The sequence below is a fragment of the Paracoccus sp. (in: a-proteobacteria) genome, from assembly GCF_035556475.1.
In the GTDB taxonomy this organism is placed as follows: Bacteria; Pseudomonadota; Alphaproteobacteria; order Rhodobacterales; family Rhodobacteraceae; genus Paracoccus.
The window spans coordinates 41,130-59,124 of record NZ_DATMFA010000013.1 but is presented as its reverse complement, the minus strand read 5'-3'; the positions used below and the strand labels follow the sequence as shown (position 1 = coordinate 59,124).

Genomic DNA, 17,995 nt, shown 5'->3' with positions numbered 1-17,995 from the left:
AGTCAGGAGGCACAGCATGAGCGACGACAACACCCCCCGCCGGTCCCGCATCACCCCCGAGGAGGCGCTGGCCTATCACCTCGAACCGCGGCCCGGTAAGTATGACATCGTCGCCTCGACCCCCATGGCGACGCAGCGCGACCTGTCGCTGGCCTATTCGCCCGGCGTCGCTGTCCCGGTCGAAGCCATCGCCGCCCGGCCCGAGACCGCCTATGACTATACCGTCAAGGGCAACATGGTCGCGGTGATCTCGAACGGCACCGCCATCCTCGGCCTCGGCAATCTCGGCGCGCTGGCCTCGAAGCCGGTGATGGAGGGCAAGGCGGTCCTCTTCAAACGCTTCGCCGATGTGAACGCCATCGACATCGAACTGGATACCGAAGACCCGGACGAGATCATCAATGCCGTCCGCCTGATGGGCCCGACCTTTGGCGGCATCAACCTCGAGGACATCAAGGCCCCCGAATGCTTCATCATCGAGCAGCGGTTGAAGGAATTGATGGACATTCCCGTCTTTCATGACGACCAGCACGGCACGGCGGTGATCTGCGCCGCCGGTCTGCTGAACGCGCTGGAAATCTCGGGCAAGAAGATCGAGGACGTGAAGATCGTCCTCAATGGTGCGGGCGCGGCGGGGATCGCCTGCCTCGAACTTCTGAAATCCATGGGCGCGCGGCATGAGAACTGCATCATGTGCGACACCAAGGGTGTGATCTATCAGGGCCGCACCGAGGGCATGAACCAGTGGAAATCGGCCCATGCGGTCAAGACCGACCTGCGCACGCTGGAAGAGGCGATGAAGGGTTGCGACGTGTTCCTTGGCGTTTCGGCCAAGGGGGCGGTGACGCAGGCCATGGTGATGGCCATGGCCGAAAACCCGGTGATCTTCGCCATGGCGAACCCCGACCCGGAAATCACCCCCGAGGAGGCGCATGAGGTCCGCCCCGACGCCATCGTCGCGACCGGCCGCAGCGACTATCCGAACCAGGTGAACAACGTCCTGGGCTTCCCCTATCTGTTCCGGGGCGCGCTGGACATTCACGCCCGCGCCATCAATGACGAGATGAAGATCGCCTGCGCGCAGGCGCTGGCCAAGCTCGCGCGCGAGGATGTGCCGGACGAGGTGGCCGTGGCCTATGGCCGCAAGCTGCAATTCGGCCGCGACTATATCATCCCGACGCCCTTCGATCCGCGCCTGATCCATGTCGTCCCGCCCGCCGTCGCGCAGGCCGGGATGGAGACCGGGGTGGCCCGCCGCCCGATCATCGACATGGAGGGCTATACCCAGTCGCTGAAGGCCCGGATGGACCCGACCGCCGCCGTCCTGCAAGGCATCCACGCCCGCGCCCGTCAGGCGCAGGCCCGGATGATCTTTGCCGAGGGCGACGACCCGCGCGTCCTGCGCGCCGCCGTCGCATGGCAACGCGGCGGCATGGGCCAGTCGCTGGTCGTCGGCCGCGAGGCGGATGTCAAGGAAAAGCTGGAAGCTGCGGGCATGGGCGATGCGGTGCGCGAGATCACCGTGGTCAACGCCTCGAACTCGCGCCATCTCGAGCAGTATCACGAGACGCTCTATGCCCGCCTGCAACGCAAGGGCATGGACCGCGAGGACACGAACAAGCTGGCCAATCGCGACCGCCATGTCTTCGCCTCGCTGATGCTGCTGCATGGCCATGGCGACGGGCTGGTGACGGGCGCCACGCGCAAGAGCGCACATGTGCTTGCCGAGATCGGCAAGGTCTTTGACGTCACCCCCGCCGATGGCGTGGTCGGCGTCACGGCCGTCCTGCATAATGGCCGGATCATCCTGATCGGCGATACGCTGGTCCATGAATGGCCCGAGGCCGAGGATCTGGCCGATATCGCGACGCGCGGCGCGCATGTCGCCCGCGATCTGGGTCTGGACCCGAGGGTCGCGTTCCTCTCCTTCTCGAACTTCGGCTATCCGGTCAGCGAGCGCGCGGTGAAGATGGCCCATGCGACCGAGGTTCTGGACGCCCGCAAGGTCGATTTCGAATATGAGGGCGAGATGACCGTCGACGTGGCGCTGAACCCGTCGCAGGCGGCGAAATACCCGTTCTCGCGCCTGACGGGACCGGCGAATGTGCTGGTCGTGCCGGCGCGGCACTCGGCCTCGATCTCGGTCAAGCTCTTGCAGGAAATGGCGGGGGCCACCGTGGTTGGCCCGATCCTGACCGGCGTGCCGCAGCCGATCCAGATCTGCTCGACCAGTTCCTCGGTCAACGACATCCTGAACATGGCCGCCATCGCGGCGGGCCGCCTTGGTCAGGTGAAGTAAAACGCGAGGGGCCGGTCATGGCGACCGGCCCCTTGCAAATCAAAGCGGCGTCTCAGCCCTGCTCCCCGAAACATTCCCCCCGCTCGGCCTGCCGCTGCCTTTCGCGGAAGCGGGCGCGGTCGGCCTCGGTATATTCACCGGCGCAGCGGTGGCATGAGACGCCTTCCTCATATTCCGGGCGGCTCCGGTCCTCGGGGGGAAGCGGGCGGCGGCAGGCGTGGCAGAGGTCGTAATGCCCCTGCCTCAGCCCGTGGCCAAGGCTGACGCGCTTGTCGAAGACGAAGCATTCGCCCTGCCACAGGCTCTCGTCCTCGGGCACGTCCTCGAGGTATTTCAGGATGCCGCCCTTGAGGTGAAAGACCTCGGGCACGCCCTGCGCCAGCAGGTAGTTCGTCGATTTCTCGCAGCGGATGCCGCCGGTGCAGAACATGGCGATGCGCTTGTTGTGGAAGCGATGCGCGTTCTCCTCCCACCAGGCGGGGAAATCGCGGAAGGTGCGGGTGCCGGGGTCGACGGCGCCCTCGAAGGTGCCGATCTCGACCTCGTAATCGTTGCGGGTGTCGATCACCGCGACGTCGGGATCGCTGATCAGCGCGTTCCAGTCCCTCGCCTCGACATAATGCCCGACCGAGGCGGTCGGATCGACATCCGGCTGGCCCATGGTGACGATCTCGCGCTTCAGCCGCACCTTCATGCGGCCGAAGGGCATGGTCTCGGCGTGGCTTTCCTTCCAGTCGAGTGTCGCACATCCGGGCAGGGCGCGGATATGGGCGATGACCGCGTCGATCCCCTCGCGCGTGCCGGCGATGGTTCCGTTGATCCCCTCTGCCGCAAGCAGAAGGGTGCCCCGGACGCCATTGGCGCAGCAGAGCCGCGCCAGTGGGGCGCGGATGCTTTCGGGGTCGGGAAAACGGGTGAAATGGTAAAGCGCGGCGACGATGATCATGCGCTCCGATTAAGTCTGCTTTGCGCGGCATTCAAGCTGTTGGCATTGACGCCCCTCCGGCTGGACCCTACGACAATCAGAAAAGAGGAGGGCGCAATGGCAAGAACCCTGATCGTCGTCGATCTCCAGGTCGATTTCTGTCCAGGCGGCAAGCTCGCGGTTGCAGGAGGGGACGAGATCGTCGCCCCGATCAACGAGATGATGGCGGATTTCGACAGCGTCATCCTGACGCAGGACTGGCACCCGGCGAACCATACCAGCTTCGCGAACAACCACCCGGGTGCAATGCCCTTTTCCCTGACCCAGATGCCCTATGGCCAGCAAGTCCTGTGGCCCGCCCATTGTGTCATCGGCACGCCCGGTGCGCAGTTCCATCCCGATCTGGACCGGAGCCGCGCCGAGACGGTGATCCGCAAGGGCTTCCGCCCGACCATCGACAGCTATTCCGCCTTTTTCGAGAATGACGGTAAGACGCAGACCGGGCTGACCGGCTATCTGCGCGAGCGGAAGCTGGAGGATCTGTATTTCGTCGGCCTCGCGCATGATTTCTGCGTGGCGTGGTCGGCGCTTGATGCGGCGCATCAGGGCTTCAGCGTCAGCGTGATCGAGGACGCAACCCGCGCCATCGACCTCAACGGCTCGCGCGAGACGGCGCGCGAGAACATGCGCAAGGCAGGGATCGCTTTGATATGATGGTACCGACGGTCGATATCGCGACGCGGGTCTATAACCACAAGTGGAAGATCGACCCGATCGTCCGCTCGCTGATCGACACCGATTTCTACAAGCTGCTGATGTGCCAGTCGGTGTTCAGGAACCGCCCGGACACCAATGTCACCTTCAGCCTGATCAACCGCACGACCCGCATCCGGCTGGCCGAGCTGATCGACGAGGGCGAGCTGCGCGAGCAGCTTGATTACGTGCGGGGCTTGCGGCTGACGCGGGGCGAAAGCACCTGGCTGCGCGGCAATACCTTCTATGGCAAGCGCCAGATGTTCCGCCCGGATTTCATGGAGTTCCTCGAGAATCTGCGCCTGCCGGCCTATCATCTGGAAAAGCGGGACGGGCAATATGAGCTGACCTTCGAGGGCAAATGGCCCGAGGTGATGCTGTGGGAGATCCCGGCGCTGGCGATCATCATGGAACTGCGCTCGCGCGCGGTGCTGAAGGATATGGGCCGGTTCGAGCTGCAGGTCCTCTATGCCCGCGCGATGACCCGGATCTGGGAAAAGATCGAGGCTTTGGGCGAGCTTGGGCCGGAATTGCGCATCGCCGATTTCGGCACGCGCCGGCGGCACAGCTTCCTCTGGCAGGACTGGTGCGTGCAGGCCATGATCGAGGGGCTGGGCGAGCGGTTCACGGGCACCTCGAACTGCCTGATCGCCATGCGCCGCGACATCGAGGCGATCGGCACCAATGCGCATGAGCTGCCGATGGTCTATGCCGCGCTGGCACGGACCGAGGAGGAGCTGCGCGAGGCCCCTTACCGCGTCCTTGCCGACTGGCACGAGGAGCATGAGGGCAACCTGCGCATCATCCTGCCCGATACCTACGGGACCGAGGGCTTCCTTGCCAAGGCACCGGACTGGCTGGCGAAATGGACCGGCATCCGCATCGATTCCGGCGACCCCGCCCAAGGGGCCGAGACCGCCATCGCCTGGTGGAAAAGCCGGGGCGAAGACCCGCGTGAGAAGCTGATCATCTTCTCGGACGGGCTGGATGTCGAAAAGATCAAGGAGCTGTTCCACCGGTTCCACGGCCGTGCCAAGGTCAGCTTCGGCTGGGGCACGCTGCTGACTAATGATTTCCGCGGCCTCGTTCCCGGCGACGGGCTCGCGCCGTTCTCGCTGGTCTGCAAGGCCGCCTCGGCCGAGGGCAGGCCGACCGTGAAGCTTTCGGACAATCCCGAAAAGGCGACCGGCCCCGAGGATCTGGTGGCCGAGTATCGGCGCATCTTCGGGATCGGCGAGCAGCAGCCGATGGAGGTGGTGGTCTGAGGGCCGGCGGCTACAGTCGGTCCCTCCAGCGGTTCACCAAGGGATAGCGCCGGTCCAGCCAGAACGCCTTGGGCGAGATGCGCGGGCCGGGCGCCGACTGGTAGCGTTTCCATTCGCTGCCATAAAGCAGCGTCTCGACCCGCTTCACGGTCTCGGGGTCGAAGCCCTTCGCGACCAGATCCCTCAGCGCCAGATCCTGCTCGACCAGCCCGTCGAGGATCGCGTCCAGCACCTCATAGGGCGGCAGGCTGTCCTCGTCCTTCTGGTCGGGGCGCAATTCGGCCGAAGGCGGTTTCGCGATGATGCGGGGCGGGATCACCTCTCCGCCGCGGCCCAGCATCCAGTCGCGGTGGTTGAGGTTCCGCCAGCGGCAGGTCTGGAACACGCGGGTCTTGTAAAGGTCCTTGATCGGATTGTAGCCGCCCGCCATGTCGCCATAGATCGTGGCATAGCCCACCGCGACCTCGGACTTGTTGCCGGTGGTCAGCAGCAGTTCCCCGAACTTGTTCGAAATGGCCATCAGCATGACGCCGCGCAGGCGGGACTGGATGTTTTCCTCGGTAATGTCGGGTTTCGTGTCCGTCATCAGATGCGCGAGCGCGTCGCCCACGGCATCGCGCGCCCCCTCGATATGGACGGTATCCAGCCGTGCCCCCAGCCGCGCCGCGCAATCGGCCGCATCCTCGAGGCTTTCCGCCGAGGTATATTCGCTGGGCAGCATCACGCAGCGCACGTTCTCGGGTCCGATCGCGTCGCAGGCGATGGTGGCGACCAGCGCCGAGTCGATGCCGCCCGACATGCCCAGCACCACCTTGCTGAAGCCCGACTTGCGCATGTAGTCGCCAAGGCCCAGGGTCATGGCGCGGTAATCCTGCTCCCATTCGTCGGGCTGGTGGTCCAACTGGCCCGGCGCCGCGCGCCAGCCTTCCGGGCCGCGCTGGAAATCGACATGCACGACCGCCTCGTCAAAGGGCGCAAGCTGCACCACCTTGACCGCGCCGCCATCGGGGCCGGGGTTCAGGACGAAGCTGGCCCCGTCATAGACCTGATCGTCCTGCCCGCCGACCGCGTTCAGGTAGACCAGCGGCAGGTCGCTTTCGACCACGCGGGCGACCATGTGGCCGATGCGCTGGTCCTGCTTGCCCCGGTGATAGGGGCTGCCATTCGGGACCAGCAGGATCTCGGCCCCGGTCTCGGCCAGCGTCTCGGCCACTTCGGGCCACCATGCGTCCTCGCAGATCGGGCTGCCGATCCGCAGCGGCCCGATGCGATAGGGACCGCTGATCGGCCCGGCATTGAAGAGCCGCCATTCGTCGAAAACCTGCTTATGGGGAAGGACATGCTTCAGCACCCTTGCCGCGACCTTGCCTCCGGCGAGGATCCAATAGGCGTTGTAGAGGCTCTCGCCCTCGGCATAGGGGCCGCCGATGCCGATTGCCGGGCCGTCCGCGCAGTCAAGGGCCAGACGCTCGATCGCGGCCATCGCGTCCTGGGTGAAACCGGCCTTCAGCACCAGATCCTGCGTCTGGTAGCCGGTGATGAACATTTCGGGCAGGGCCAGCATGTCCGCCCCGGCCTCGCGCGCGGCCTGCCATGCCTTGCGCGCCTTCGCGGCATTGCCGTCCAGATCGCCCACCGTGGGGTTCAACTGGCCAAGGGTAAGGCGGAAACGGTCGACCATGCCGCGGTCCTTTCGGAAAGATTGCGCCGCCGTGATAGGGCAGGGACCGCCAAAGGGAAAGTCGGGCTTTGCGCCGCAGCCGGCCTTGCGGTAAACGGTGTCAAAAGAAGCATGAAGGCGGAGGCAGGACCGATGAAGGCAGCCCTTCTCGCTTGCGCGATCATCCTGACGGGTGGCGGCATGGCCGCGGCCCAATCCGTCGTGACCAAGCAATATGACGATGGCGGTGTCTATGAAGGCACCTTTCGCAATGGCAAGCAGCACGGGCGCGGGGCTTACCGCCTGCCCTCGGGCTATGAATATGACGGCGACTGGGTCGATGGCGAGATTCTGGGACAGGGCCGCGCCAAGTTCCCGAACGGCTCGGTCTATGAGGGCAGCTTTGCCAAGGGCAAGCCGAACGGCAAGGGCAAGATCACCTATCCCGACGGCGGCACCTATGAGGGTGACTGGCTCGACGGCCAGATCACCGGGCAGGGCGTCGCGAATTATGCCAATGGCTCGGTCTATCAGGGCGGCTTCGTCAATGCGCTGCATGACGGCAAGGGCCTGATGACGCAGCCGAACGGCTATCGCTATGACGGCGACTGGAAGCAGGGCGTCAAGGAAGGCCGCGGCAAGATCACCTATCCCGACGGCGCGACCTATGAGGGAGAGATGAAGGCCAACCTGCGCTCGGGCGCGGGGCGGCTCGCCATGCCGGACGGGCTGGTCTATGAGGGCGGCTGGTCCGCCGGCCAGATGGCGGGGCAGGGCAAGCTGGTCCAGCCCTCGGGCGACAGCTACGAGGGGCGCTTCGCCAATGGCAAGCGCGAGGGACGGGGCCTTGCGCTGTTTTCCAATGGCGACCGCTACGAGGGCGAGTTCCGCGCCGACCTGCGCGCGGGCACCGGCACCTTCACCGGCGCGGATGGCTATGTCTATACCGGCGACTGGGCCGAGGGCCGGATGGAGGGGCTTGGCCGCATCACCTATCCCGACAAGTCGGTCTATGAGGGCGGGCTGAAGAATGACCTGCCCGAGGGGCGCGGCCTCATCACCTATCCCGACGGCGCGAATTACGACGGCGAATGGCTGGCGGGCGTCATCGAAGGACAGGGCGTCGCGAAATATGCCAATGGCCTCGTCTATGAGGGCGGCTTCAAGCGCGGCCGGAACGAGGGGCAGGGGCGCATGACCTATCCCGACGGCTATGTCTATAACGGCGCATGGCGGGACGGGCAGCGGCATGGGCAGGGGCAGGCGACCTATCCCGATGGCACGACCTATGACGGCTCGTTCGTCGCGGGCCTGCGCCAAGGCAAGGGCCGGCTGATCACGCCCGACGGTTTCCGCTATGAGGGAAGCTGGAAAGAAGGCGAGATCGACGGCGAAGGGGTCGCGACCTATGCCAATGGCGACGTCTATACCGGCCATTTCGTCGACGGAAAGCGTCAGGGCACGGGCGTCATGCGCTATGCCACGGGGCAGGTGGCGGCGGGGGACTGGAAGGACAACAGCCTCGCCAAGCCCGCGCCGGTCGATGGCGTCGCCCCCGAGGGGGGCGCCGCGCCCGGTGCGACGCCCGAAGGGAATGTCCCCGACGAGCCGCCGCCTGCATGATGCCGGTCAGATGATCGCGCTGGCCTCGCTCTCGGGCCAATGGGCGAAGGGCAGGACGCGGCCGTCCTCGCGGCTCTGGCGGATCTTTTCCAGATCGATGCGCGCCTTGACCCAGCCGGGACGGTCCATCTCGCCCTCGGCGAGGATGCCGGTCTCGGGCCAGATGCCGTCCGAGGGGGCATAGATCGCGGCCTTGCCGCGGTTCTCATCCACCGCCGGGTTCCAGTCGCAAAGCCCGACCGTGGGCGAGTGGACGACGATGCACTGGCTTTCCAGCGCCCGCGCCATCGCGCCGATGCGCACGCGGTTGAAGCCCGCGACGGTATCGGTGCAGGAGGGGGTCAGGATCACCTCGACCCCGGCCTCGGCCAGTTGGCGGGCCAGCAGGGGAAATTCGCTGTCATAGCAGATCAGGATGCCAAGCTTGCCGATGGCCGTGTCAAAGACGCGCAGGCCCGGCGCGCCCTCGACCTTCCATTCGTCGCGCTCGAACCGGGTCATGATCTGCTTGTCCTGATGGCCGATCCGACCCTCGGGACCGAACAGGACCGCACGGTTCAGCGGGCGCTCGCCCGCGAAATAGGGCCCCGATGCGGCAAGGATATGGATGCCGTGTTGGGCGGCCAGCTCGGCATGGATGGCGTCGCGCTCGGCCTCGTGGCGGGCGACCTCCTGCAGCGAGGCTTCGAGGTCGTTGGCGATCTCGCGCCCGCCCAGCGAGGCCAGCTCCATCGCGCCATATTCGGGAAAGACCAGCAGGTCGCAATCGGCGGCTGCCTCGACCCAGCGGATCAGCTTGGCGCGATAGGCGTCGATATCCTCGAACCAGTCAAGGTTATAGGCGGCGGCGGCGATGTTGATTTCGCGTTTCACAGTCTTTTCATCCAGAATTGCAGCGTTTTTCGCGTCGGAGCCGTCTCGTCGATGTCCTTCCATTCGAACTCGGCGGCCACGCCGGAAAGGGGTTCATAACCCCTTTTGCGCCAGAAGTCATCCAGTGGGCGGTATCCCCCCGGGCGGAGGGGATGATCCGCCGGCCGGATCACGCTGCAAAAGGCGCTGAAGCTGCGTCCAAGGGCGCGCGCCTGCGCCTCGCGCCCGTCGAAGAATGCGTGGCCGAGGCCCTGTCCGCGCCAGTCGGGAAGCAGGACGGATTCGGCGCAATAGAAGATCTCCTCCAACCGCTCGGGCCGTCCGGCGAAGGCTGCGGCGAAATCCTCGGCGTGATCCTCCATCGGGGCGCCGGTCGCTGCGCCGACCATCCGGTCGCCGTCATATGCCGCGACCACGACCGCGCCGGGCGACTGGTAGGCCTTGAGGTATTCGCGCTCATATTCCGCGTCGCCGTCATAGAGATAGGGCCAGTCGCGGAACACCCTGATCCGCAGCCGGGCGAGGTCATCCAGCACCTCGCCCACGGCCTCGCCGGTCAGGACGCGGGTGCGGATCACGCCGAAACCTGACGGGTCCAGTCGGCGAGGTTGTAATAGGTGGTGACCCGCGCGATCTTGCCGTCCCGGATAGTGAAGAACGCCCCGGCGGGCAGGACATAGGTTTGCCCTTTCGCTTCCGGCAGGCCTTCGTCGGTGCGCAGATAGGCGCCATTCACCACGAACTCGGCCGCGGCGCGGTCGCCGGCCTCGTTGGCGAAGATGACCATGTCGGTCAGCTCCTCGCGATAGCTGGCGGTCATGTGGGCATTGAACTCGCGGAACTTCTCCTTGCCGCGGCGAATCCCGCCCTCGTTGACGTGATGCTCGACCTCGTCATGCAGAAAACTCAGCATTTCCTCGGTCTTGCCGGCGTTGAAGGCGGCGTAATAGGCGGCGATCAGGGCTTTGCTGTCCATGGTCTTTCCTCTTCAGCGTCGGGCAGTGTTAGCGCGGGTCGCGCGCGCCGTCACCTGCGTCCTTGGGATGACATTCCCAAGCCCGCGCGGCTGGTGTAGCGATGGGCAGCACAGCAAAGGAACCCGCGATGTCCCCTGCGAACCCGACCATGCCCGCCCGCCGGATCGACTGCTTCAAGGCCTATGACGTCCGCGGAAGGCTGGGTGTCGAGCTTGACGAGGACGTGGCCTATCGGATCGGGCGCGCCTTTGCCCAGATGCGCGCGGCGCGCGAGGTGGTGGTGGGCCGGGACGGGCGCGAAAGCTCTCCTTCGCTGGCGCTCGCGCTGATCCGGGGGCTGACGGATGGGGGCGCGAATGTCCGCGACCTCGGCCTTGCCGGGACCGAGGAGATGTATTTCGCGACCGCCCATTACGGCGCGGATGGCGGGATCGAGGTGACGGCCTCGCATAATCCGATCGACTATAACGGCATGAAGCTGGTGGGCGCGGGGGCCGCGCCGCTGGACCCCGAGACGGAGTTCGCCGAACTGGCGGATCTGGCCCGCTCGGGCGCCTTCACCCCGGTCGCGACACGCGGAACGGTGACCGCGTTCCCCGAGGCGCGCGCCGCCTATGCCCGCGCCGTGGTCGATTTCGTCGATGTCGCGGCGCTGCGGCCGATGACGGTGCTGGTCAATGCCGGGAACGGCACCGCCGGGCCGACCTTCGACGCCATCGCGGCCGAGCTTGAGCGGCGGGGCGCGCCGCTGCGCTTCATCCGCATCAACCACCAGCCGGATGCCAGCTTCCCGAACGGCATCCCCAATCCCTTGCTGCCGGAAAACCAGCCGATGACCGCCGATGCGGTGCGCGTCGAGGGGGCGGATCTCGGCATCGCATGGGACGGCGATTTCGACCGCTGCTTCTTCTTCGACGAGAAGGGGGATTTCGTTCCGGGCGAATATATCGTCGGCCTGCTTGCGACCGCATTCCTTGAGAAACATCCGGGCGAGCGGATCGTCCATGACCCCCGCGTGGTTCTGAACACCCGCGCCATGATCGCCGAAGCCGGGGGCGAGGCGGTGCAGGCCCGGACCGGTCACGCCTTCCTCAAGCGCGCCATGCGCCAGAGCGACGCGATCTATGGTGGCGAGATGTCGGCGCATCACTATTTCCGCGACTTCCATTTCGCCGATAGCGGCATGGTGCCATGGCTTCTGGTGGTCGAGCTTCTGTCGCGCAAGCGCGCCTCGCTGGGCCAGCTTCTCGCGGCGCGGATCGCGGCCTATCCGTCGTCGGGAGAGATCAACTTCCGGCTGGAGGATCCCAAGGCGGCGATTGCCCGCGTTCTCGACCGTTTCGCGCCGCTGGCGGTCAGCAGGGACGACACCGACGGCGTCAGCCTGGAATTCGCTGGCTGGCGTTTCAACCTGCGTTCATCGAATACCGAGCCGGTGGTGCGGCTGAATGTCGAGGCAGAGGGCGACGCCGATCTGGTGCGGGCGCGGGCGGATGAGATCGGCGCGCTGCTGACGGCGGGCTGATCAGTCGCCGGCCACGTCCGGCGGCACGCGCAGGATCGATTCGTGCATGGCGATGGCCTCGTTCAGATCGTCGAAGACCAGCAGGCGGCCGCGATCCAGCACCGCGCCCATGGTGCACATCTGGCGGATCATCGGCATTGAATGGCTGACGACGATCGCGCCGGAGGTTTTCATCCGGTCATTGAAGACCCGCTGCGATTTGACGCGGAAATCGGCATCGCCAACGCTCGTCACCTCGTCGACGAGGTAGGTGTCGAAATAGATGCCCATGCTGGTCCCCATCGCGAGGCGCGAGCGCATCCCCGAAGAGTAGCTGGAGAAGGGCTGGTGAAAATGCTGGCCCAGTTCGGCGAAGTCCTGAACGTAATCGACCAACTCGTCGGTATCGACGCCATAGATGCGCGCGACGAAGCGCACGTTCTGCGCCCCGGTCAACTCTCCGTGAAAGCTGCCCGCAAAGCCCACCGGCCAGGAGATCGTGCCGTCCGATGTGACCCTGCCCGCATTGGGCGAGGCGGTGCCCGCGATCACGCGCAGAAGCGTCGACTTGCCCGCGCCGTTCCGGCCAAGCAGCGCGACCGAGGAGCCGGTCGGGAACACGGCATTGATATTGTCCGCAACCAGCGTCTTTCGGCCCTTGATCCGATAGAACTTGGTCAAATTCTCGAGGCGGATCATGTTCAGGCGCGGTCGCGGATACTGTAATAGATCAGGGCGAGGATCGACCAGCCGGCCAGCAGAAGGCCCAGCCCCACGCAGAAAAGCCACGGACGGTTCGGCACGATCGAGCTTTGCGCGACCTTGGGCTGGATATGCGCCGCAAGATAGCGGGACTGCCGCCGCGCCTCGACCACCGCGGTTTCATAGGCGACGCGGGCCGCGTGGAAGGCGCCTTCGGCATATTCGCGGTCGACCATCAGCTTTTCATATTCCGCGACCATCTGGGAATAGCTCTCGCCATTCGGCCCGGCGGCCGCATGGCCGAACTTGTCTCGCTCCGCGTCGATCATCCGGCGCAGGGCGTCGATTTTTTGCTGCGACTGGATGACGCGTTGATCGGTCGGCTTGGCATTTTCGGTCAGCAAATCATGCGCGACCAGAATCTCGGCCAACTTCTGTTGCAGCCCGGCAAGCACGCCCATCTGCCCGGTCAGGTCGGCCTGGGGGTCGACGATCTGCGTGCGCATTCGGAAGTCGGTCATCGCCTGCCGCGCCGTGGTCAGTTCCGCCCGGGCCTTGTCCAACTCGCTCTGGGCGAGCCTCGTGGCGTCCGCACGGGCGATCGAGGAGAGCTCGTTGATCTTGTCTGAGCTTTCCTTGAAGACCGCCGCGGCGATCTGCTGGGCATCCTCGGGCGAGAAGGCGTTGATCTTCAGCGTGATCAGGTCGCTCGACGTGTCATAGAGCACCTTGACCTGACGGTCCCAATATCTGGTCAGATCCTCGATATGATTGTCGGGATCGAAGGCAAAGATGAAGTCATGGGGCCAGTCGCGCGAGAAGCGCGAGCGCAGGTCAAGCTCGTCATCGATCTTCTCGACCATGTCCTGACTGCGGATATATTCGTAAAGAACGCTCGTGTCCGAAGCCCCGCTCGACCCGCCCAGAGGCGCAAGCCCGCTCAGCAGCTCGATTGAGGAAGTCGCATCCTCCTTGCGGACCGAGAAGCCCACCGTCGAGACATATTGGTCCGAAGCACGGGCCCAGAGATACCAGGCCCAGAAGAGGGCCGGGACCACGACGAGCAGCAGGAAGGACAGCAGGATGAACCAATGGCGGCGGCGTGGATAGGCGGTCGCGACCGTGCCGCGCACCGCGGCAGGGGGCGGCGCGGATCGCACCAGAGGTTTGCCTCCCTGGCGCAGGGCAACGGGATTGCGGGAGGCGTCCGACGCCGGAGCCGGCATCGGGCGGACCGGGATCGGCTGAGGAACTGCGGCATCCCCCTGTGCCGGAACCGGGGATGCGGCGCGGACTGGTCCGTCGCTGATGGCCTGAATGCGTGGGGCGGTCTGGAATGGCCGGTTGACCCGTCCGGCCGGAGTTTGGCGGGGTCCCTCCCCAGCGGCGGCGAGGTTGCCCGGACCCGGAATGCTGTCGCTCGGATCGGATGGGGTGTTCATCTTGCTCACGGCCGGGACGCTTTCACTGGTTTACCTTTTTTTGGCAGTTGATACATATTGCCATACGTCTAGACCAGTCTTTGCAATCAAATGTCCGAGATAAGCCACGAGCGCCGCATGCCGCTGCGCCCCGCCCGACGCGGCCCCCGCTTCCGCACCATCCGTATCCTTGCGGCGCTGGTCCTGCGCGAGATGGCCACCACCTACGGCAAATCCGCCGGCGGCTATGCATGGGCAATCATCGAGCCCGTGCTGGGTGTCGTTCTGCTGTCGGTCATCTTCGGCATGGTTCTGGCCCATCCTGGTCTCGGCACGAATTTCCCTCTGTTCTATGCGACCGGCTTCCTGCCATTCGCGATGTTCAACGACATGACGAACAAGGTCGCGTCGTCGATTCGGTATTCCCGGCCCTTCCTCGCCTATCCAAGCGTCACCTATATCGATGCGATCCTGGCGCGCGTCATCCTGAACACCATTACACACATAATGGTGATGACGGTGGTGATCGGAGGCATCTTCCTGATCTACCAGATGCCGGTCGTGGTGAATCTGGGCGAGTTCTTCGAGGGGCTGTTGATGATTGTCGCGGTCTCGGTCGGGGTCGGCACCCTCAATTGCTACCTGATGACCTCCTTCCCGGTCTGGGAACGGATTTGGCACATCCTGATGCGGCCGATGTTTCTTGCCTCGGGGATCTTTTTCCTTTATGAAATGATGCCTTACAAGGCGCAGCACCTTTTGTGGTTCAACCCGGTGATGCATGGCATCGCCCAAGTGCGCAAGGGGATCTACCCGACCTACGAGGCGGATTTCGTCTCTCCCTTCTTCGTCTTCGGCACCTCGATCGCGCTTTTTCTGGTCGGATTGATCCTGCTTGAGCGCAACCATCGCGACCTGCTCGAGCGCTAGAGCAGAAAGTCCCCGCGCCCGAGTGCCGCGAGGCCGTTGAGCATCAGGCTCAGGTCGGCGCGATGATCGCCGTTCAGGTCGACCTCGACCAGCATCCCGCCGGGCATGTGATGGGCGCGGACCTGTCTTGCGGCGCTGAATTCGGCATCCGCGACATAGCGCAGTCCCAGACCGACCATGTCGATGCGGTCGACGCCCCGGACAAAGTCGGTGATGACGTCCCGACTGCCGTCATGGTCTGCGGCGGCGCGGAAGACGAAGACATCGGCCCCGCCACCGCCGGTCATGGTATCCTTGCCCCGGCCGCCTTGGATGCGGTCCATGCCGCTGCCGCCGCGGATCTGGTCGTGACCGTCGCCGCCCACAAGCAGATTGTTGCCGAAAAGATCCACCAGCACATCCGATCCGGCCCCACCATATAGCGAATCATTGCCGGGCCCGCCGTCGAGCCGGTCGTTGCCGCCATCTCCATAAAGGACGTCGTGGCCGTTCTGGCCCAAAAGCGTGTCACTATCCGCGCCACCGCGCAGCAGGTCGTGGCCATCGCCGCCGAGCAGGCTGTCGCGCCCGGCGCCGCCCCAGAGGGTGTCATTGCCGGCCTGGCCGTTCAGCGTATCGTTGCCGGGCCCGCCGTCCAGGGTGTCATTGCCGTTGCCGCCGAACAGCCGGTCCCGGCCATACTCGCCCCGCAGCAGGTCGAAACCATCCTGCCCGTAGAGCCAGTCGTCCCCGATACCGCCAAGCAATGTATCCGCGCCCGCACCGCCGGCCAATGTGTCATTGCCCTGATTGCCAAGCAGCCGGTCATTGCCGTTCTGTCCGTTGAGTTTGTCGTTGCCGGCATTGCCGCTCAGGACATCGTTTCCGTCCCCGCCCGCGGCGATGTCATTTCCGCCGCCCGCGTAGATCGTGTCGTGACCGCCTCCGCCCGCAATCGTGTCATTGCCCTCGCCGCCCCAGATCGCGTCATTCTCCGCACCGGCATTGATCCTGTCGTTTCCCGCTTCGCCATAGATGCGGTCACGACCGGTTCCAGAGGTGATGGTGTCGTTGCCCGGTCCGCCCCAGATCGCATTGGCCCCGCCCATGGCCGAGATGAGGTCGTCGCCCGCCTCGCCATAGATGGTGTCGTCGCCGGAGGGGTCGGTGATCGTGTCCCGGCCGTCGCCGCCATGGATCGTGTCCCGCCCCGCCCCGCCGGCAAGGCTGTCATTGCCCGCGCCGCCGCGGATCAGGTCATTCCCGGAGCCGCCGAGCAGCGTGTCGTTTCCCGCCGCGCCGTTCAGCGTGTCATTCCCGCTTCCCCCGCTTAGCAGATCGTGGCCGATATTCCCGTTCAGCAGGTCGTTTCCGGCCAGCGCATACACGGTCGAACCAGCGGCCGAGGCGGCAAGCCTGTCGTTCCCCGATGTGCCAAGCAGGCTCGTGCGCATCCCTGTCAAGTTGTAATGGGCGATCGGGAAAAGTGAATTGTCGAAATAATTCGCTGGAAGCCCGGTCTTGTCAGCCGTGCGGACATGGATCTGGGTATCGCCGAAGCTGATGCGCAACCCGTCGGCGATGGTCTTGATCGTCAGTTGCAGGGTGCTGCGGATCATGCCGAGGCCCGAGAGGTCGAGCCGGTCTGTGCCCGGCGTGAAGTCCGAGATCAGGATCTTTCCGTTGACGGGCGAGACGACGAAGATATCCGCGCCCGCCCCCCCGGTCAGCGTCACCGGGGCGTTGCCCGAAATCAGGATATCGTCGCCGGCCCCGCCGATGATCTGGGTCGTGCCGCTGCTGGCGCGCAGCAGGTCGGACCCTGCGCTGCCGGTGTATTTACCAGCGCCGACCGTCAGGGTCTGGCCGATCTGGCCCGGATCGAACTGGAACTGGGTGATCCCGGCCTCGGTCCGCGAGGCGACGAAGACCGCGATCTTGCCATTGATCTCCAGCGCCGAGATCGCGGAGACATCGGCAAGGCTGCGTGCGTCGGTATCGGCCAGCGTTACGAGGTGGAGGAGTTGCCCATCGGGCATGACGGTAAAGACCGAGATGCCGTCATCGGCGCCACCGACAAAGACGAAGGCGCGACCGTCGACCATCACCGTGTCGAGGGCGCTCGCCCCGCTGAAGCGCGTGGTGCGTTCGTCGATGATATGATCGACCGGCAGCAGGGCACCGTCGTAGGTCAGGCGGAACATGGTCAAAGACGAGCTTTGCCCGGAGGCCACGACGGCATAGGTCACGCCTGCGACTGTCACATGGTCCAGATGGCCGGGCGCGTTCAGCCCGGCGCCCTGGTTCGCCCAGACGATATTCGCCGGGCCCAGCGTTCCGTTCGCCTCCAAGGCATGGCTGGCGATGAAATTCCCCGAGGCGGAGGTCATCAGCAGGAATTGCCGGTCGCCCACGGCCGCGACGCCCATGTCGCTGATCTCCGGGCGGTCGCGGCCGGGGATCGACAATGCCTCGGCCCCGTCGATACGCGTGAGGCCGCTGCCGGGTTGGACCTTCCAGATCTCGAAGGCGGTGGTGGCGTTCCGGGCGGAGTAGAGGAACTGCCCGGAGGCCGTGGCGAAGGAGCCGAGCTGGATCACGTCGGGGCCGAGCCTGCCTGCCCCCGCCAGCGAAATCCCGTTGCCCAGATCGCCATTCGCGGCCAGCGCCACCCCGTTCGCCATCCCGTTGACAAGACCGGGCGCAAAGACCGCATAGCGGCCATCCAGCGCGACGATGCTGGCGCCCGGCCGGTCGAGATAGGTTTGCAAACTGCCATAGGCGCGCGTCTCGATCAGGGTGATCGGACGATCCGCGCCGGTGATGCGGAAAGACGAATAGCCGCCACCCATATGGGTGACGCCCAGCAGGAGATGCCCCGATTGCAGGTGGACCACCTGCAGGTCGGCAAGGTTGCGCACGAAGGCGGGGGACAGGCCGAGATAGAGGCCGATCTGGGAATAGCTGAGCATGGACCTGACATCTGGGCATCCGAATATTGCCCGGAAGGCTAGCCACTCTGCCTTTAAGGAAGCCTTTCCCGCCGTCTTGATCCAATAAGTTGTTATCCCGCATTTTATCTAT

At 65.2% G+C, this 17,995-nt stretch carries 14 protein-coding genes; 6 read left to right on the top strand and 8 right to left on the bottom strand.

Annotated features, from left to right (window positions below; all coding sequences use genetic code 11):
- The first annotated feature begins 16 nt into the window (after nt 1-16).
- Nucleotides 17-2,299, top strand: a complete 2,283-nt coding sequence (locus VNQ78_RS01560; RefSeq protein ID WP_325685870.1) for an NADP-dependent malic enzyme — start codon at nt 17-19, stop codon at nt 2,297-2,299.
- Between the two features lie 52 nt (nt 2,300-2,351).
- On the opposite strand, the gene VNQ78_RS01555 is transcribed toward VNQ78_RS01560, so the two are convergent.
- The gene (locus VNQ78_RS01555; protein ID WP_325685868.1) at nt 2,352-3,245 is read right to left on the bottom strand and encodes a rhodanese-related sulfurtransferase; all 894 of its coding nucleotides are present in this window, start codon (nt 3,243-3,245) and stop codon (nt 2,352-2,354) included.
- Nucleotides 3,246-3,341: 96 nt separating this feature from the next.
- Between VNQ78_RS01555 and pncA the strand changes: the two genes are divergently transcribed.
- Both pncA and pncB read left to right on the top strand, forming a co-directional pair.
- Nucleotides 3,342-3,938 (top strand): bifunctional nicotinamidase/pyrazinamidase, encoded by a 597-nt coding sequence (gene pncA / locus VNQ78_RS01550; protein WP_325685866.1) that lies wholly within the window; start codon nt 3,342-3,344, stop codon nt 3,936-3,938.
- Nucleotides 3,935-5,242, top strand: a complete 1,308-nt coding sequence (gene pncB, locus VNQ78_RS01545) for a nicotinate phosphoribosyltransferase (RefSeq protein ID WP_325685864.1) — start codon at nt 3,935-3,937, stop codon at nt 5,240-5,242. Before pncA ends, pncB begins: the two co-directional genes overlap by 4 nt.
- A gap of 10 nt (nt 5,243-5,252) precedes the next feature.
- On the opposite strand, the gene VNQ78_RS01540 is transcribed toward pncB, so the two are convergent.
- Nucleotides 5,253-6,923 carry an NAD+ synthase gene (locus VNQ78_RS01540; RefSeq protein ID WP_325685862.1) on the bottom strand — a complete coding sequence of 557 codons (1,671 nt, stop codon included), beginning with the start codon at nt 6,921-6,923 and terminating at the stop codon, nt 5,253-5,255.
- A 132-nt stretch (nt 6,924-7,055) separates the two neighbouring features.
- Between VNQ78_RS01540 and VNQ78_RS01535 the strand changes: the two genes are divergently transcribed.
- Nucleotides 7,056-8,525 carry a 2-isopropylmalate synthase gene (locus VNQ78_RS01535; RefSeq protein WP_325685860.1) on the top strand — a complete coding sequence of 490 codons (1,470 nt, stop codon included), beginning with the start codon at nt 7,056-7,058 and terminating at the stop codon, nt 8,523-8,525.
- A 6-nt stretch (nt 8,526-8,531) separates the two neighbouring features.
- Here VNQ78_RS01535 and VNQ78_RS01530 read toward each other — a convergent pair whose 3' ends face one another.
- From VNQ78_RS01530 to VNQ78_RS01520, 3 genes are read right to left on the bottom strand one after another with little or no spacing between them, the layout of a single operon-like run.
- A complete protein-coding gene (locus VNQ78_RS01530; protein WP_325685909.1) occupies nt 8,532-9,386 on the bottom strand; it encodes a carbon-nitrogen hydrolase family protein in 855 nt (284 codons plus the stop codon).
- Nucleotides 9,387-9,394: 8 nt separating this feature from the next.
- A complete protein-coding gene (locus VNQ78_RS01525; protein ID WP_325685858.1) occupies nt 9,395-9,976 on the bottom strand; it encodes a GNAT family N-acetyltransferase in 582 nt (193 codons plus the stop codon).
- Nucleotides 9,973-10,374, bottom strand: coding sequence for a ketosteroid isomerase-related protein (locus VNQ78_RS01520; RefSeq protein WP_325685856.1), 402 nt, complete (start codon nt 10,372-10,374; stop codon nt 9,973-9,975). The genes VNQ78_RS01525 and VNQ78_RS01520 overlap by 4 nt, the downstream gene beginning before the upstream one ends.
- Before the next feature lie 128 nt (nt 10,375-10,502).
- Here VNQ78_RS01520 and VNQ78_RS01515 point away from each other — a divergent pair, with 128 nt between their 5' ends.
- Nucleotides 10,503-11,900 (top strand): phosphomannomutase, encoded by a 1,398-nt coding sequence (locus VNQ78_RS01515; protein WP_325685854.1) that lies wholly within the window; start codon nt 10,503-10,505, stop codon nt 11,898-11,900.
- Here the strand turns inward: VNQ78_RS01515 and VNQ78_RS01510 are convergent, their stop codons facing one another.
- A complete protein-coding gene (locus VNQ78_RS01510) occupies nt 11,901-12,578 on the bottom strand; it encodes an ABC transporter ATP-binding protein (RefSeq protein ID WP_325685852.1) in 678 nt (225 codons plus the stop codon).
- Nucleotides 12,579-12,580: 2 nt separating this feature from the next.
- Nucleotides 12,581-13,741 (bottom strand): capsule biosynthesis protein, encoded by a 1,161-nt coding sequence (locus tag VNQ78_RS01505; RefSeq protein ID WP_325685850.1) that lies wholly within the window; start codon nt 13,739-13,741, stop codon nt 12,581-12,583.
- A gap of 399 nt (nt 13,742-14,140) precedes the next feature.
- Between VNQ78_RS01505 and VNQ78_RS01500 the strand changes: the two genes are divergently transcribed.
- Nucleotides 14,141-14,932 (top strand): ABC transporter permease, encoded by a 792-nt coding sequence (locus VNQ78_RS01500; protein WP_325685848.1) that lies wholly within the window; start codon nt 14,141-14,143, stop codon nt 14,930-14,932.
- Here the strand turns inward: VNQ78_RS01500 and VNQ78_RS01495 are convergent.
- Nucleotides 14,929-17,883: a M10 family metallopeptidase C-terminal domain-containing protein gene (locus VNQ78_RS01495; RefSeq protein ID WP_325685846.1), complete on the bottom strand. Its 2,955-nt coding sequence runs from the start codon at nt 17,881-17,883 to the stop codon at nt 14,929-14,931. The two genes, VNQ78_RS01500 and VNQ78_RS01495, sit on opposite strands and share 4 nt — an antisense overlap.
- Nucleotides 17,884-17,995 lie beyond the last annotated feature (112 nt).

Bases quoted from the DNA above. Each gene is read 5' to 3' on its own strand.
- VNQ78_RS01560 (WP_325685870.1), top strand. From the start codon at position 17: ATGAGCGACGACAACACCCCCCGCCGGTCCCGCATCACCCCCGAGGAG.
- VNQ78_RS01555 (WP_325685868.1), bottom strand. From the start codon at position 3,245: ATGATCATCGTCGCCGCGCTTTACCATTTCACCCGTTTTCCCGACCCC.
- pncA (WP_325685866.1), top strand. From the start codon at position 3,342: ATGGCAAGAACCCTGATCGTCGTCGATCTCCAGGTCGATTTCTGTCCA.
- pncB (WP_325685864.1), top strand. From the start codon at position 3,935: ATGATGGTACCGACGGTCGATATCGCGACGCGGGTCTATAACCACAAG.
- VNQ78_RS01540 (WP_325685862.1), bottom strand. From the start codon at position 6,923: ATGGTCGACCGTTTCCGCCTTACCCTTGGCCAGTTGAACCCCACGGTG.
- VNQ78_RS01535 (WP_325685860.1), top strand. From the start codon at position 7,056: ATGAAGGCAGCCCTTCTCGCTTGCGCGATCATCCTGACGGGTGGCGGC.
- VNQ78_RS01520 (WP_325685856.1), bottom strand. From the start codon at position 10,374: ATGGACAGCAAAGCCCTGATCGCCGCCTATTACGCCGCCTTCAACGCC.
- VNQ78_RS01515 (WP_325685854.1), top strand. From the start codon at position 10,503: ATGTCCCCTGCGAACCCGACCATGCCCGCCCGCCGGATCGACTGCTTC.
- VNQ78_RS01510 (WP_325685852.1), bottom strand. From the start codon at position 12,578: ATGATCCGCCTCGAGAATTTGACCAAGTTCTATCGGATCAAGGGCCGA.
- VNQ78_RS01500 (WP_325685848.1), top strand. From the start codon at position 14,141: ATGCCGCTGCGCCCCGCCCGACGCGGCCCCCGCTTCCGCACCATCCGT.
- VNQ78_RS01495 (WP_325685846.1), bottom strand. From the start codon at position 17,883: ATGCTCAGCTATTCCCAGATCGGCCTCTATCTCGGCCTGTCCCCCGCC.